Annotated in this window: 17 protein-coding genes; 6 read left to right on the top strand and 11 right to left on the bottom strand. The window is 45.5% G+C overall.

What is annotated here, in order from left to right; genetic code table 11:
• The first annotated feature begins 19 nt into the window (after window positions 1–19).
• Window positions 20–1291, top strand: a complete 1272-nt coding sequence (locus AC4EHB_RS08195) for an MDR family MFS transporter (RefSeq protein ID WP_490975079.1) — start codon at window positions 20–22, stop codon at window positions 1289–1291.
• A gap of 32 nt (window positions 1292–1323) precedes the next feature.
• Here AC4EHB_RS08195 and AC4EHB_RS08190 read toward each other — a convergent pair whose 3' ends face one another.
• Entirely contained in the window at window positions 1324–1635 is a 312-nt protein-coding gene (locus AC4EHB_RS08190; protein WP_490975078.1) for a DUF3243 domain-containing protein, read from the bottom strand.
• Between the two features lie 162 nt (window positions 1636–1797).
• Here AC4EHB_RS08190 and AC4EHB_RS08185 point away from each other — a divergent pair, with 162 nt between their 5' ends.
• Window positions 1798–2643: a VLRF1 family aeRF1-type release factor gene (locus AC4EHB_RS08185; RefSeq protein ID WP_490975077.1), complete on the top strand. Its 846-nt coding sequence runs from the start codon at window positions 1798–1800 to the stop codon at window positions 2641–2643.
• Window positions 2644–2676: 33 nt separating this feature from the next.
• On the opposite strand, the gene AC4EHB_RS08180 is transcribed toward AC4EHB_RS08185, so the two are convergent.
• Window positions 2677–3357, bottom strand: a complete 681-nt coding sequence (locus AC4EHB_RS08180; RefSeq protein ID WP_490975076.1) for an IucA/IucC family C-terminal-domain containing protein — start codon at window positions 3355–3357, stop codon at window positions 2677–2679.
• A 115-nt stretch (window positions 3358–3472) separates the two neighbouring features.
• Between AC4EHB_RS08180 and AC4EHB_RS08175 the strand changes: the two genes are divergently transcribed.
• Window positions 3473–3853 (top strand): VOC family protein, encoded by a 381-nt coding sequence (locus AC4EHB_RS08175; protein WP_490975075.1) that lies wholly within the window; start codon window positions 3473–3475, stop codon window positions 3851–3853.
• Window positions 3854–3941: 88 nt separating this feature from the next.
• Here AC4EHB_RS08175 and hmpA read toward each other — a convergent pair whose 3' ends face one another.
• Window positions 3942–5123, bottom strand: a complete 1182-nt coding sequence (hmpA, locus tag AC4EHB_RS08170; RefSeq protein ID WP_490981176.1) for an NO-inducible flavohemoprotein — start codon at window positions 5121–5123, stop codon at window positions 3942–3944.
• 234 nt (window positions 5124–5357) lie between these two features.
• Here hmpA and AC4EHB_RS08165 point away from each other — a divergent pair, with 234 nt between their 5' ends.
• Window positions 5358–5792 carry an RrF2 family transcriptional regulator gene (locus AC4EHB_RS08165; RefSeq protein ID WP_490981175.1) on the top strand — a complete coding sequence of 145 codons (435 nt, stop codon included), beginning with the start codon at window positions 5358–5360 and terminating at the stop codon, window positions 5790–5792.
• Window positions 5793–5825: 33 nt separating this feature from the next.
• On the opposite strand, the gene AC4EHB_RS08160 is transcribed toward AC4EHB_RS08165, so the two are convergent.
• The 3 genes from AC4EHB_RS08160 to AC4EHB_RS08150 form a co-directional block, all read right to left on the bottom strand.
• Window positions 5826–6248 (bottom strand): pyridoxamine 5'-phosphate oxidase family protein, encoded by a 423-nt coding sequence (locus AC4EHB_RS08160; RefSeq protein ID WP_490975072.1) that lies wholly within the window; start codon window positions 6246–6248, stop codon window positions 5826–5828.
• An 86-nt stretch (window positions 6249–6334) separates the two neighbouring features.
• The gene (locus tag AC4EHB_RS08155; RefSeq protein WP_490975071.1) at window positions 6335–7231 is read right to left on the bottom strand and encodes an EamA family transporter; all 897 of its coding nucleotides are present in this window, start codon (window positions 7229–7231) and stop codon (window positions 6335–6337) included.
• Window positions 7232–7326: 95 nt separating this feature from the next.
• Window positions 7327–7554 (bottom strand): YczO family protein, encoded by a 228-nt coding sequence (locus AC4EHB_RS08150; protein ID WP_490981174.1) that lies wholly within the window; start codon window positions 7552–7554, stop codon window positions 7327–7329.
• Window positions 7555–7728: 174 nt separating this feature from the next.
• On the opposite strand from AC4EHB_RS08150, the gene AC4EHB_RS08145 reads away from it, so the two are divergent.
• Together AC4EHB_RS08145 and AC4EHB_RS08140 are read left to right on the top strand one after the other, a co-directional pair.
• A complete protein-coding gene (locus AC4EHB_RS08145) occupies window positions 7729–8748 on the top strand; it encodes an STAS domain-containing protein (protein ID WP_490975069.1) in 1020 nt (339 codons plus the stop codon).
• Between the two features lie 232 nt (window positions 8749–8980).
• The gene (locus tag AC4EHB_RS08140) at window positions 8981–10078 is read left to right on the top strand and encodes an acyltransferase (RefSeq protein WP_490981173.1); all 1098 of its coding nucleotides are present in this window, start codon (window positions 8981–8983) and stop codon (window positions 10076–10078) included.
• A 191-nt stretch (window positions 10079–10269) separates the two neighbouring features.
• Here the strand turns inward: AC4EHB_RS08140 and pepT are convergent, their stop codons facing one another.
• From pepT to AC4EHB_RS08115, 5 genes are all read right to left on the bottom strand, one after another.
• A complete protein-coding gene (gene pepT / locus AC4EHB_RS08135; protein WP_490981172.1) occupies window positions 10270–11487 on the bottom strand; it encodes a peptidase T in 1218 nt (405 codons plus the stop codon).
• Between the two features lie 181 nt (window positions 11488–11668).
• Window positions 11669–12868, bottom strand: a complete 1200-nt coding sequence (locus tag AC4EHB_RS08130; RefSeq protein ID WP_490981171.1) for a M20 family metallopeptidase — start codon at window positions 12866–12868, stop codon at window positions 11669–11671.
• A 19-nt stretch (window positions 12869–12887) separates the two neighbouring features.
• The gene (locus tag AC4EHB_RS08125) at window positions 12888–13724 is read right to left on the bottom strand and encodes a MetQ/NlpA family ABC transporter substrate-binding protein (protein ID WP_490981170.1); all 837 of its coding nucleotides are present in this window, start codon (window positions 13722–13724) and stop codon (window positions 12888–12890) included.
• Window positions 13725–13764: 40 nt separating this feature from the next.
• On the bottom strand, window positions 13765–14415 hold the full coding sequence (locus AC4EHB_RS08120) for a methionine ABC transporter permease (protein WP_490981169.1): 651 nt from the start codon (window positions 14413–14415) through the stop codon (window positions 13765–13767).
• On the bottom strand, window positions 14405–15436 hold the full coding sequence (locus AC4EHB_RS08115; protein ID WP_490981168.1) for a methionine ABC transporter ATP-binding protein: 1032 nt from the start codon (window positions 15434–15436) through the stop codon (window positions 14405–14407). Before AC4EHB_RS08115 ends, AC4EHB_RS08120 begins: the two co-directional genes overlap by 11 nt.
• Between the last annotated feature and the right edge of the window lie 8 nt (window positions 15437–15444).

The following is a 15444-nucleotide window of genomic DNA, read 5'->3' as shown; positions in this document are numbered from 1 at the left end:
GAACGCGGGGAACTGAAAAATGAAGATTAGAGATTGGAATAGGAATTTGAAAGTTCGCCTCGTCGGCGAATTTTTCATGAATACAAGTTACTGGATGGTCTTCCCATTCCTCGCCATTTACTTTGCGGAAGAATTCGGGAAAAACACGGCGGGCTTGCTGCTTGTCGTGTCGCAAGTTTTTTCAGTAGCCGCTAATTTAGTCGGCGGCTATTGCGCAGACAGGTTCGGCCGGCGCACAATGCTTGTCGTAGCCTCGATCGGACAAGGTTTTGCGTTTTTGCTGTTCGCTTATGCCAATTCGCCTTGGCTCGAATCACCAATGCTCGGTTTTATCGCCTTTACGATAGCGGGCATGGGCGGTTCACTGTACTGGCCAGCGAGCCAGGCGATGATTGCGGATGTCATTCCGGAGAAATATAGAAGTGACGTATTTGCCATTTTCTATACTACGTTGAATATCGCGGTAGTTGTTGGCCCGCTGTTCGGAGCCGTGCTGTTCTTCTCGTACCGTTTCGAATTACTGTTGATCGTGGCGGTCATCTCGATGATCCTCGGTACCGTCTTAAGGCTTTATACCAATGAAACCTTGCCGCAAAGCGTCATAGACAAATGGCAGCGCGAAGAATCAGTCGGTGTTCTTGGAGCAGTGGCGAAGCAAGTGAAGGAATACGGCGTCATTTTCAAAGACAAACTCTTCCTGTTATTCGTCATTGCCGGTATTCTAGGCGCGCAGACATTCATGCAGCTGGATTTGCTGATTCCCGTCTTCTTAAAGGAAACAATTGACGAACAGACTGTAGCTGCATTTATGGGGCGTGAACTGACAGTAACGGGTGAAACGTCATTCGGTGTCCTGTTATCCGAGAACGGCTTGCTGGTTGCGTTATTTACAGTCATCATTACCAGATGGATGACCAGGTTCCGGGAGAAATGGGTTTTCTTCATGTCAGCGATTTTGTACGGCGTCTCGATGCTTATTTTCCCGATTACTTCTTGGTTCTGGATGTTCGTGTTAGCGATGGCGATCTTCACTTTTGCGGAGTTGATGGTTGTCGGCGTTCAGCAGAGCTTTATCTCAAAGCTGGCGCCTGAAGAAATGCGCGGCCAGTATTTTGCAGCAGCGAGTCTAAGGTACACGATAGGGCGCATGATTGCACCACTGTCGATCCCGATGACTGCTTGGTTCGGCTTCGGCTGGACGTTTACCATTTTGGCACTCCTGGCATTCGCAAGCGGCGTTATCTATTACTGGATGTTCCAGCTATTTGAAAAACAGCCTTCCCATTTATAAGGGAAGGCTGTTTTTTATGAGTCATTTTAACTTTATGAGTCTTTTTTAACCATACGCAAGAGCATGTGGGCCAGCATGTGCTGTTCTTCTTTTGAACCGACTTTCCATAGTTCCTGTAGCACGTATTCTTCACGGTTTTTAGGTTCTTCATTTTTCGCTAAATAGCCTGCGACTTTTTCCGTAATTTGAGCTAGGCGTTCTTCGCTCAATCCCATTTTTTCGCCAAGTTCCACTTTTGAGCCTAAATAATTTTTGAAGTTCTCAAAATTGGCTAGAATTTCTTCTTTCTTTTCGTCATCAAAATGCTTCAACTTCTCGTCTACTTTTTTATCTACATTTTCCAATTTTTACACGCTCCTTTTTTTTTTCATTGCACTTCTTGTTTACCTCAACTGGCAGAACTTAAACGTCTGAATAATGAAAAAAAGAAGGGGATGGACCGTTTAATATAGAACTCATAGGGTAAGGAGTTAAATAGCACGGATTTTAAGGAGGATGAGGGTTATATGACATTATACGATGAAATTCAGGAGTTGAAAGCGTTCCGTTGCGAAGATCGCTGTGTACTGAGTATCTATCTAAATACCAATCCTGCAGATTCAGAAGCCCAGAACGGTGCTTGGAAAATCCATTTAAAAAACGGCTTGAAAAAGCTTGATGAATACCTTTCCGCTTCACGCGATGAAAAAGAAATAAATTCTTATAGAGAATTGAAGAAAAAAGTCGAACGAGAAATCACCGACCACCAAAGCGAGCTTTTAAAAGGGGTCGTCATTTTCGCTTCTCCCCATGAAAATTTATGGTGGGTGCGCTATGTTCAAATTCCGGTCAAAAACAATTTCCATTGGGAAGAAACGCCGCAATTGGATCAGCTAAGATATATGTACAAAGCCTATCCATATGCAGGAGTCGTCATGCCGAGCCTAAAAGGAATCCGGGTTTTAGATACCTCAATGGGAATCATCAATGAGGAATTCTTCTATGAATTCGATTCAGGCCTTGAAGTCTGGGCGGAACAAAAAGGCGTCCGCAGTTCTGGGCGTGTTTCAGGCGTCGGTGCAACTGGAGGCGGTGCTTCGGGTGGCAGTACGCCGGTAAGCGGAGGCGGCAGTCCGGTTGATGAACTGGACCATCGCTTAAAAGAAAATCTTGACCGTTTCTATAAAGATATGGGCGGCAAGATTGAAAAACTGAAAAAAGAGCGCCGATGGGAAGAAGTGCATATTGTCGGAGATGCCGAGCATGCCAAATCTTTTGCGAAATCGCTCCAAGACAAGCCGAAAAGCTGTGTCTACAAAAATCTAATGAATAACGATCCAGGAAAAATTCTGCATGAAGTATTCGAAGTCTAATCTAAAGCTCCGGCGCATTGTGCTCCGGAGCTTTTAATTTGGCTGAGGGCAGTATGTGCAGGCTCCGAATTCAGGGAGTTCCTTATAAAGGCAGCACGTTTTGCGGAGCGGGCCCGAAACGGCGCGCCCCAGCGGAACATCACCCAGCAGCTTGTTCAGATAAGACGTCTTGATAGGCTGCCAATTCGACGGTTCGAGCAGCCATTCCATGTCTTCTGCGGCTTTTCTGGGATTTGAGCGTTCAATTCCGGCATAAAGCCAGATGATGGATCCCAGGACGTTCTCCCATAAGATGATGGGCGAAATTTTAGCATGTTGGCGAAACTCCTGGATCAGGGAATCGACTTGTTCGACAAGCACGTAATGCATCGCTTCATATCGTTGGTGAGGCTGGATTTGCGTATAGGAAAGGGAAGAGGCATGCGTCTTCAACAAGTGCAAGCCGTAATTAAAGCTGCGATCGAATTTCAATTCCTTCCAGGAACAAGCGAAATAAGCATTCTGATGCGCCAGTAGATTGAACTGGGCAGAGATGAAAAGTGCATATTGGCGGAAGAAATAGGAAATTGCCACTCCGTCGTTGTCTGTTTTGGCCCATTCTTTCAATTCCTTGATTAAAATTGGGAATTCGGCCGATAGCGCTTGCTGCGGCTCGCGGTCGATTGAGACCGATTGGGCGGCGAGTGTGTATTTTAGCTGTTGCGGAAAAGCCATCTAGCGTCACCCCTTTTTTTATATGCTACGGGATGGCGGAAGGATTTGCAAAACAGAAAGGCGAAAGAATAAAAGGCGCTTCTAAAATTATGGAGAAGCTGGAGGAGGAAATGGAATGGTATTTAACATCAAAAAAATAGATCATGTTCAGGTAGCTGCGCCTAAAGGCTGCGAGGAAGAAGCCCGTAACTTTTATAGCGGAATTTTGGGAATGAAGGAATTGGAAAAGCCAAAACCGTTGCAAGAAAGAGGCGGGGCTTGGTTTGAATTTCCTGGCTTTCAGCTACATGTGGGGGTCGAAGAACCTTTCGAACCGGCAAAAAAAGCACATCCTGCGTTTGTCGTAGAAGGGTTTGATGAATTGAAAGCCCATCTGATGGAAAAGGGTATAGCGGTAAAGGATGACAAAAGCATTCCCGGAAGTACCCGATTTTTTGCAGCGGACCCGTTCGGCAACCGCCTGGAATTCCTGAAACAAGCGATGGCTTCACAGTAAATAGAAAAAGCATGTCCTTCACCTGTAAAAGGCGGAAGGACATGCTTTTATCCATTTTCAGCGCGTTGCGGAAATAGTTTAAGAACTTTTAAACAGTCTGCAGTGCTACAGCAGGGCCGAAGAATTCAAAATGAATCTGATCTTCTTTCATGCCAAGCGCGCGCAGTTCCTGAATCATGGCTTCCATGAATGGTACAGGCCCGCAAACGTAGGCTTCGCCTGAAATATCGACGTATTCCGCAAGAAGCTCACGTGTGATGTAACCGGAAGGTTCATCAGAGTAAAGCGTTTTATAAGTGGCGTTATCCATCGACTCTGTGTATTTCCGGATGTCCTGGTCGAATGCATGGAATGATTCATTGCGTGCAGCGTGCAAGAAGACGGTCGGGCGTTCCGGAGTCATTGTGGCAACAGTTTCGAACATGCTCATCATCGGTGTGATGCCAACGCCGCCGCTGACAAATGCCACCGGAGATTTTTTCTCAGTATCGAGGACGAATTCGCCTGCTGGCGCGCTGACTTCTAGGCGGTCGCCGATATTCACTTCTTCATGAAGGTACACGGAAACGCGGCCATTTGGATCGTTATCCGCTTCGCGTTTGACGGAAATGCGGAACTCGTCTTCTTTAGCAGCCTGTGACAAGCTGTATTGGCGGATCATTGTGTATTTTTCACCTGGAATCGACATGCGCACTGAAATATATTGGCCTGGTTGATAGGTAGGAACATTCGAACCTTCAGCCGGTTTCAAATAGAACGAAGTGATATTGCCGCTTTCTTTCTCTTTCCGTGCGACGATAAAGTCTTTAAAAAATTTCCAACCATTTTCCTGGTTTTCTACTTTTTCATACATATCTTTTTCAACGCCGATGAATGCGTCAGCAATGACGCCATATGCTTCTCCCCAGGCATTGATGATGTCGTCAGTCGCGGCATCGCCTAATACTTCTTTGATCGCTTTTAATAGATACTCGCCGACAATCGGATAATGTTCAGGTTTTATGCCAAGGCTAACGTGTTTATTGGCGATTTGAACCACTGCTGGAAGAATGGCTTCTAAATTATCGATATGCACCGCTGCCGCGTATACGGTATTTGCTAAAGCGGCCTGCTGACGCCCTTTTGCTTGGTTTGCATGGTTGAAGATATTCAAAAGTTCCGGGTGTGCTTCGAACATATTTTTGTAAAAGACCGTTGTGATCGCTGTGCCGTGTTCCTCTAAAACAGGTACTGTCGCTTTGATAATTGATCTTGTCTCTAGGGATAACATTGTCAATCGCTCCTTTTGTTTTCTATATCTTGACTATATACCCCTTTACGAATTAAAGATATATTTAAAATACATCTTTAAAATTTCAAGACATTTGATTTCACAAAAAAGTCACACAAAAAGCCTGTGAAAACACAGACCGTTTTATGTAGACTTATGAATGATTCGCCAATCCGGATTTCTTTTCCACCAATCCCTTAATGGGTATAATAGAGAGGCAGGGAAGGTGAAAAGATGAGACTGACGATGTATACTGATTACTCGTTGCGTGTGTTGCTGTATTTAGGGTCGAAACAAGATGGGAAATTATCCACCATACAGGAAATTTCCGATGCTTATAATATATCGAAAAATCATTTGATGAAAGTGACGTTCGAACTCGGCAAAGCCGGCTTTATCCATACTGTGCGTGGCCGCGGCGGCGGAATCCGATTAGCGGATTTGCCGCAGAACATTAATGTGGGGGCAGTCGTCCGCAGGATGGAAGATGACTTCCATTTGGTCGAATGTTTTGACCCCGAGCATAACCGCTGCCCAATTACGCCGGTATGCGGTCTGAGGGGCGTTCTTGGGAAAGCGCTGCACGCCTATCTGGCGGTTCTAGATGAATACACATTGGAAGATCTGTTGTTCAACCGTGAAGGACTGCGCCAGATTTTGAAAACATAAAAACGGCTCGATTATTCGAGCCGTTTTTGTGTTTTACAAGTCGATTGACTGCGGCTCTTCACCTTTTTTATTGATCAGGCGAACGCGTGTCGGCTTAATCGCCAGTATCAGCAGGTTTGGATCATCCGGACCTGTAAACCAGCCTTTTAGATGGTCGTTCCAGACTTTATCAATCATGCTGGCATCGTCGTGCATGCCTATCTGCCCTTCGATTTCCAAGAAAGCATCCCCGACGCCTTCGCCTTCGTAACCAAGAAGGATATGGGCATTCGGATTATTTTCCAATTCATCGACCTTCTGTGTCTTTTTGCTGGTTGGAGTATATAAAGTGAATTCATCATTAAAGAATGTCATATAGCGTGAATGAGGTTTATTGTCCTTCACCGTCGACAGGACGCCGACGCGGCTTGCATCCAAAATATCGAGTGATTGCTTTTTTAGCTCAGATTGATTCATTTTTTCCACTCCTTTGATTTAATGTGATATTCCTGTTATTCCTGTTTAATCCAATGCTAAACATAAAAAGCCCGCAGAGCGCGGGCTTAATGGATAGTTTCGACTGATTTTGGTGTGCGGTTGAATGCGCTTGGCAGTATCATGCCAACCAAAATGACACCAATTCCGAGCACTTGGAGAAGAGTCAGCGTCTCGCTTAAAATCAGTACGGACACGATAATAGCCACTGGCAATTCCATGGCGCTTAAAATGGAAGCTAAGCCGGAACCGGTATGTGGGACCGCAACGGAAAAGAAGTAAATTGGCATGATAATGCCGAAAAATCCTAAAAGTAAACCGTAAATCCATAAGCCTTCAGAAAAGAGTTGTCCGTTCCAGACAATTTCCGGCGTCTGGAACATTCCGACGACGATTGCCGCAAACAGCGAAACATAGAAAAGTCGCGCGGAGGTATCCATGCCTTCCACCTTTTTGCCGTTGACAAACATGAACGCCGAGAAGCAGAAGGCTGCGCCGATTCCCCATGCCCATCCTTGCCATGCGATTCCGCTAAGGTCAGTATCGATGACCCCGGCTGCGAGCAGTGTTCCCCCGAATAATAAAACAAGGGAAAGGGTCTCAGCACGTTTCAACCGTCTTCGTTTTACAATGCAATCCAGAAACATGCCAATCCATGTGAATTGGAAAAGCAGGACAACTGCAAGGGATGCAGGCAGGTATTCCAGCGATTGGCCATAGACCATTCCTGTCGCCGCTGTGCAAGAACCGGATAACACAAGTATTTTCCATCCGCGAAGACGCGGGAATTTGCGTTGTGTAACTGCAAATAAAAGGGCTGCTAAAAAGAAGCCCACAAAATATTGGCTGGTAACTGCTTCGGCTGCTGTAAAACCATTCTGCATCGCCACTTTGATAATTGTGGAAAGAACGCCATAACAACTTGCCGCAACAACTACCATGACCGGGTAAATCCAGTTTTTCATGATAAGCCACTCCTGTTCATCAGAATATCATATCATAAAAAAACAGCCCGGCGTCAGCCGAACTGTTCTTCAGAAAAATGGGTTTATTCTGCCCTTTATCCGGGGAATTTTTCTTCGCTGGATGAGTTATCCTTTGTAGAGCGAGGATTTCCTTCATCTTCCATATCTTGCTTTAAATCTTCAAGCGGAATGGAATCCACCGTTTCTTCTTCTTTGAACATTTCATGCATTGTTTTCTTGTCAGTCTTGACTTGTTCCGGGTTATCCATCGGCGCGCCTGTACGATTTTCACGTTCTTCTTCAAAAGATTTTTTATCTGGCAAAGAAAGCACCTCTTCCTATTAATGTGTTATCTCTTTATTCCTTTAATCAGCCAATTTAAAACATATCCATTATAAATGCCACATTTATGATGAAAGTGAGTGGCTTAAGGTGCAAGCTTTAACGTTTGTTTAACAATATGATAAAATAAAATGAAGTACGAGAGGAGTTTTCAAATGGCTACACTTTCTTCAATAAAGGTTGGAGGCTTGAGCTTTGAATGGAATCTGGAAGAAGGCAGGTTTTTGTTCGAAGGTCAGGATTCGGTCCTTTTTTGGACTTCCACTGCTTTAAAAACATTTTTTGATACGATTGAAGAGATTGCAGGTGAAGATTCGTCCAATATCGTGATGGAAACGACCGGATTCCGCCAAGGGTTGTTGGTGGGACAATACTTTTCGAAGATGAAAAACGTTACGATTTCCGATGCAGCTGCACTCATTACAAATACATACGCCTCTGCTGGATGGGGGTTGGCTGAAATCAGCGAGTTGGACGAACAGCAGAAAACGCTGAAAGTGAGTTTGAAAAACAGCTGGGAGCATAAGATGAACGTGGCGCAAGGGAAAAAATCTGGCGGTTGCTTTCTGCCGGCGCATTATGCCGGAATTTTCACCGAATTATTCGGGGAGAACATCTGGTACCGGGTGCTGCACCACCAGATAGAGGGCTTTAGTGAAACGCTTGTTGAATATTACTCTTCCGATGAAAACATTGACAAAAATATCCATCGATTGGCGCGCAAAAAAGAAGCGGAAGAAATTCAGCGCCTGGAACTTCAAGTAGAAGAGAAGACTGCTGAACTCAATGCCCTTATCAAGGAAATTTCATCGCCAATCATTCCAGTGCTCGATGGCATTGTCGTCGTGCCGCTGCTTGGAACATACGACGAAGCACGCGCAGAAGAACTGCTCGTGAAAACATTGCAGAACCTGCCAAGATATAAAGCGAAATACCTTGTACTGGATTTGACAGGGCTGAATGCAGAATTCACGTATCAGGCGGCAAGCTTGATCGACAAATTGGGCACTACAGCCTCGTTGATTGGCAGCCAAGCCATCCTGGTCGGAATATCCCCTCAAATGGGCATGATTATTACGGAAACCGGTTTGAATTTATCGAAATTCCAATGCTTCCAAACTTTGCAGCACGGCATCCATTATGCATTAGCGCAGAACGGAAGAAGTATTATATAAAGACGAAAGCTTAAGTGTTTATCTAGTCCGGAAGGCTTTTAAATCGCATCTAGACAAAAAAAAAGCGCCCACAGGCGCTTTTTAATTTGAAGACATAAGAAAAGATTTGCCCTCCGAGTTCAGAAATGAAAACACAAGTATATTATATTGATATTTTTAAAATAAGTTGTATCCCCTTGTAAGAAACGTTTATAATAAATTCGGTCTAATAAATAGTTAAGGGTGTAAATATATGAATCAGCAAGGTCAAATTTTTGATATCCATGTACTGAGAGCAGTAGGTTGTTTAATGGTGGTACTTGTTCATGTCTCAGCGCTATATTATGTTCAAAGTGGAAGCTGGGAAGACGTAATCCTGTTTATTAATCAATCAAGTCGATTCGGGACCCCTGTTTTTGCTATAGTAAGCGGGCTTTTATTATTTTTGCAGGTGAAAAAAAGAGGATTTTTCTTTAAAAAATTTTTCAGATCACGATTAAATAAAATCGTCATCCCATTCATATTCTGGACCGCATTTTATGTAGTTTATATCTGGCTGGTTTTTGGTGCGAATCCCTTTAATGGCGGAATTGAACGCTTTATTTTTAAAGCGGCATTTGGAGAAACCTATTCTCATCTTTATTTCATTTCAATTGTTTTGCAATTTTATTTGATTTTTCCATTGCTGCAGTTTATTAAAAGCAAAGGTGCTTGGTTTGGCTTATTAGCCATATCAGCTTTGGTTCATATCTATTCCATGAAATATATGGCAGCTGGACAGTTTGAAGGGTTTTTTGGCTTAATAACTGAACAACGCGCGTTTTTGCCAAAGTGGTTATTCTTTTTCATTTTTGGCGGATTTCTTGCATATCATTGGGAGATTGCAAAAGAATGGACTTATAAAATGAGAGTTCCACTATTTATTGCAGTATTATTAGTTTTTTACTTCGCAGCAGTTGAATATGAGTGGGGCGGTTACATTGGATCTAATCGTATAACTAATATCGTTAATTTGCCTGTTATCGTTATGTTTGTAATGGCGATTTCTGAAAAAGTTGCTCGAAACCCTTTACTCTTTTCCGTAACATCAAGACTTGGAGCTATGTCGATGGGAATCTATCTTATACATCCCTTTGTTATACATATGTTACAACGAAATCTACCCTCAGATGTATGGACTCTTTCTCTATTTCCAATTTGGTTTGCAGTGGTGATGTTTATCACGATTGGCATTATTTTATTGATTCAAAAATTGCCATTTGGACATATCATTTTAACAGTTCCTTCTATAGTTAATAAGGCACCTGCTAAAGAAAGCAAAAAAGAAGTTTTAACGAGAAACCTTATTTAAGGTTTAGAGGGTAATAACTTCATAAAATTAAAAGCCGTTTTCATTTTGTATCGGCTGTCACTAATTTTTTTTACGATATGGAGTAACCTCCTCAAAAGCATCAGTTTCTTTTGTTATACAAAAAAAACTTGCAGCCTTAGGGTGGAAATCGACCCTAATTCTACAAGCTTTAAGCGCCCGTGGGCGCTTTTTTATTTTGCCGATTGAACGATTTCAATAATGACTTGTGTTGCTTTTTCCATGTTTTCGGCTGAAATGAATTCGTATTTTCCGTGGTAGTTTTCGCCGCCTGTGAAAACATTCGGTGTCGGCAATCCCATATACGATAATTGCGAGCCATCCGTGCCGCCGCGTACTGGAACGATATTCGGCGTGATGCCTAATTTCTTCATCGCTGCTTCTGCGGCATCAACGATTTCCATCGACGGTTCGATTTTTTCGCGCATATTATAATACTGGTCTTCAAGCTCCAACGTGATTGCATCCGCACCGAATTGTTCTTGTAGCTTCGCTGCGACAGCTTTCATATGTTCTTTCTTCGCTTCAAACTTTTCTTTATCGAAATCGCGGATGATATAGGAAAGCACCGTTTTTTCAACATCGCCCTTGAAACTATTCAGGTGGATAAACCCTTCATAGCCTTCTGTCCGTTCAGGCACTTCATTTTTTGGCATTTCTTCCTGGAACAGGATCGCAACTGTCTGAGCGTTGACCATCTTGTCTTTCGCAGATCCAGGATGGACGCTTTTCCCTTGCACGGTTAATTTTCCACTTGCTGCATTGAAGCTTTCATACTGCAATTCACCAAGCGGTCCGCCGTCCATCGTGTACGCGTAATCCGCTCCAAAGCGGGCGACATCGAATTTATGCGGGCCACGGCCGATTTCTTCGTCCGGAGTGAACGCCACACGGATTTTTCCATGCTCTAGTTCAGGATGCTGCACCAAATATTCCATCGCTGTCATGATTTCAGCGACGCCCGCTTTATTGTCAGCTCCTAGCAATGTCGTGCCGTCAGTTGTAATCAAAGTATGGCCAACGTAGTTTTTCAGGTCCGGGAAGTCAGCGACTGTCATTGCGACTGTGCCGCTCAGCTGAATATCGTTGCCATCGTAATTTTCGATGCGCTGGGGATTGACGTTTTTGCCGGTGAAATCAGTTGCCGTGTCGACATGCGCCAGGAAGCCGAGGACTGGCAGCTGCTTATCGGTATTTGCAGGCAATGTACCAAAAAGGTAGCCATGATCGTCCATGCCTACTTCTAGAAGTCCGATGTGATTCATCTCATTTTCCAGTTCACGCAGTAAATCCCATTGGCCGGAAGTCGACGGCGTTTCGTTGTTTTCAAAATCGGATTGCGTATCGATTTTTGCATAGCGCACAAGGCGCTCGATCAAAGTTTCAATCATCAAATGTTCCCCCTAAATATGTAATGCTTTAATTTTAGCACGATAAGAGAGAATTTTGGGAATACGGTATGGGAATTTGGAAATACGCTCTATTGCGGCCGAAATACGCTCTATAACGAGCAAAATACGCTTCTAGACAATAAAAAAAGACAGCGTCTCTGCTGTCTTATATTTCATGCGATTAATTTTTTGCTGTTAATGCCTGGGCATGCGCTTGTTTGATTTCTGCTAAGAGAGGAGCGTCAGTCAACAACCGGTATCCGGTGTTCGCCAGCGCTTTGGCACCGCGGATCAAAGCTTCATTGCCCAAATCTGATTTTGCTGCTTCCCGGAACTCCGGCGTGTGTCCAACAAGGTCATCAGGACCGATTTTGATATAAGGATGCGCAGTCGGGACGACATGGCTGATGTTGCCGGCATCCGTGGAACCGAGTCCGTAATTGCGCGACTCCGCTACTTGTTCGCCTACTGCTTCCAATTCGCCGCGCACAATCGAATCCAATAGGGGAGTAGGGACAAGATCTTTGACTTCGTTTTGGAAGCGGACGATTTTCACACTGGCTCCTGTAGCAAGTGCGGCGCCTTCAGCGATTGCGCGGATTTTCTCCGCGGTATCCGCAGTTTTTTTCCATGAATCGCCTCGAATGTAAAATCGAGCAGCAGCGTATTCCGGAATGATGTTCGGTGCATCGCCGCCGTGAGTAATGATACCGTGGACGCGTGCGTCGGACGGCAATTGCTGGCGCAACGCGTTGATGCTGTTGAAAAGCTGCAGCACGGCATCAAGTGCGTTAATGCCTTTTTCAGGAGAACCGGCAGCGTGTGCCGGTTTGCCGTAGAAATGGAATTCCAATGGGTCCACTGCCAGCGAGTTGCCGGTCAGCGCCGTTTTGCCCGAAGGATGGATCATCAGCGCGGCATCGATGCCTTCGAGCAGCCCGTGTTTCACGAAGCTGCCTTTTGCGCTGCCGTGGGGTCCGCCTTCTTCAGCTGGTGTGCCAAGCACTACGATACGGCCGCCAGTCCAAGCGAGTGTCTCGGACAAGGCAATTGCAGCGGCAACGCTTGTCGTGCCGATAATATTATGGCCGCACGCATGGCCAAGGCCGGGCAATGCATCGTACTCCGCAAGAAAAGCGATGGCTGGGCCGGGAACATCACCGCCGAAGCTCGCATAAAAGGCGGTTTCGTGGCCGGCAACGCCAGTTTCGACGGTGAAGCCGGCGTTTTCAAGCAAGGCTACTAAGGTCTTGCTGGCGAAAAACTCTTCGTTTCCGATTTCAGGTTTGGCATGTATCGCTTGGCTGGCTCTGATGTACGCCGCCTGCTTGGAATCGATCGACTGGGAAATAGCCTGGACGGTTTCTTTGGCAATGGTCATTGGAATTCCTCCTCAAGAATTATTTATAATCGACAAGTTCTTCAACAGAAACGAATGTCGGGATTTGAGCGCCTTTTGTATGCTCGATGATGAATTCTTTCGTGTCTTCCTGTTGGTAAAGTTCAACGATTTTCAGGAAATCCGGATCTTCTGCATTTTCTTCACTCGCTGCAATCAAGTTGATGTATGGTGTTGCTGTTTCACTTTCACGGGCAATCGGGTCTTCAGTAGGGTTCAAGCCGGCATCAACTGCAATGCCGTTATTGATGATTGAAGCGGCAACGTCACCCATTGCACGTGGTGTTTGGCCAGAAATCATCGGTACAATTTCAAGTTTTTTCGGGTTATCCGTAATGTCATCAGCTGTTCCTGTCAAACCGGCATCATCCGCAAGTTCGATCAAGCCTGCTTCTTCAAGGAGCAGCAAGGCGCGGCCCATGTTCGTCGCTTCGTTCGGTACGGCGATTTGTGAACCTTCAGGCAGTTCTTCGATCGACTTGTGTTTTTCAGAGTAAAGGCCCATTGGCGCAATGACAGTCGAGCCGATCGGAACGATATCCAGTTTATGTTCTGCGACAAATTCATCGAAATAAGAAATCGTTTGGAATGCGTTCAAATCAAGTTCACCTTCTGCTAAGGCAATGTTCGGTGCAACGTAATCAGAGAACGTGACGATTTCAAGTTCGATTCCTTCTGCTTCGGCTTTTTCAGCAATGTGGTCCCAAATCGTCGTGTCAGAGCCGCTGATGCCTAGTGTGACTTTTCTGCTGCCGTCAGCGCCTTCTTCGTCGTTGCCGCAAGCTGCCAGCAGCAATGCGAGTATCGTTATCAATAAAAAAGCTGTAATTTTTTTCATGTGGGTTTCCTCCAATAATGGTTTAAGTTGTCGTTCGTTTTTATCTTCTTCTGACTTGCTTCGATAATAGGTTGCCAGCGGATTGGACGCTTTGCACCAGGACGACTAGAATCGCTACTGTGATGACCATGACCATTGTGTCGAAACGCTGGTAGCCGTAAGTGATGGCGAGATCTCCGAGTCCGCCGCCTCCGATGGCGCCTGCCATGGCAGAAGCGCCAATCAAGCCGACAATAGCAATTGTCAGGGCGAGCACCAGTGAACTCAATGCTTCCGGTATCAAAAAGCGGAAAATAATCTGGGCAGGAGAGGCACCCATGGCTTGCGCGGCTTCAATGACGCCTTTATCAACTTCGAGCAGCGAGTTCTCAATCAAACGGGCGATATATGGGCCGGCGTAAAAGACCAGCGGGACAATCGCTGCCGCCGTACCGATCGACGTGCCGACAATCAGCCTCGTTAGCGGGATGATGGCGACCATTAAGATGATGAACGGCACAGAACGGAAAATATTGATGACGATGTTCAGTACTTTTGATACGGGTTCATTGGCCAGCAAATGGTCTTTACGGGTGACGACTAGCAATATGCCGAGCGGGAAGCCGATTAACAGGGAGAAGAAGAATGATGCACTGGTCATATAAACGGTCTCCCACAGTGCTTCCAAAATTTGTTCGTTATCAATTAGCATAATGCTTCACCTCCTCAACCTTGACGCTGCCGCTGCGGATTGTCGCGAGCGCTTTTTGTATCTCTGCAGCAGGGCCGGTAAATTCAACAATCAGATTGCCATACGGCTCGCCTTGCAATTCAGTAATGTTGCCGAATAAAACATTCAAATCTAAATTGAAATCACGTGAAATGCGGGACATCAGCGGCTGTCCGACTGACGAGCCGGTGAATTGAATGCGGTAAATGGAATGGCTTCGTGCCGCATCCGCCAGCTGTGCCAGTAACGACGGCGGCAGCTCATCATTCATGACCGAGCGCACGAAGCGCTGGGTGGTCGGTTGCTGCGGATTGGTGAAGACATCAAATACTGTTCCTTTTTCGATGATTTTGCCGGCTTCCAGGACGGCGACTTTGTCGCAGATTTCACGGATGACGCCCATTTCATGTGTGATGAGCAAAATCGTGATGTTGTATTCCTGGTTGATGCGGCGCAGCAGTTCAAGAATAGATTGCGTGGTCTGCGGGTCCAGAGCGGAAGTCGCTTCGTCGCATAACAGCACGGAAGGATTAGTGGCAAGCGCCCGGGCGATTCCGATGCGCTGTTTCTGGCCACCCGATAATTGATCCGGATACTTCTCCGCTTGGTCAGCCAAGCCGACGAACTCCAGCAAGTTTTTGACTTGTTCCTTAATTTTATCTTTCGGTGTGTTGGCCAGCAGCAGTGGCATAGCGACGTTATGGTAGACCGTTTTGGAATTCAGCAGATTGAAATGCTGGAAAATCATACCGATGTCTTTTCGCGTTTTACGGATTTCACTGCCTGACAAGGCCAGGATATCTTTTCCGTGAATCAGCACTCGCCCGGTAGTCGGGCGTTCCAATAGATTGACTGTGCGGATCAGTGAACTTTTCCCGGCGCCGCTGAAGCCGATGACTCCGTATATTTCTCCGGTCTCAATCGTCAAATCAATGCCATTCAAAGCGTGGATTTCCTGTTTTCCGGATTGGTAGGTTTTTGTGACCTCCTCGAATTGAATCATGTAAAAGC

The sequence above is a fragment of the Planococcus sp. TJ-302 genome, assembly GCF_058268455.1.
This window is presented reverse-complemented; position numbering and strand designations above follow the sequence as displayed.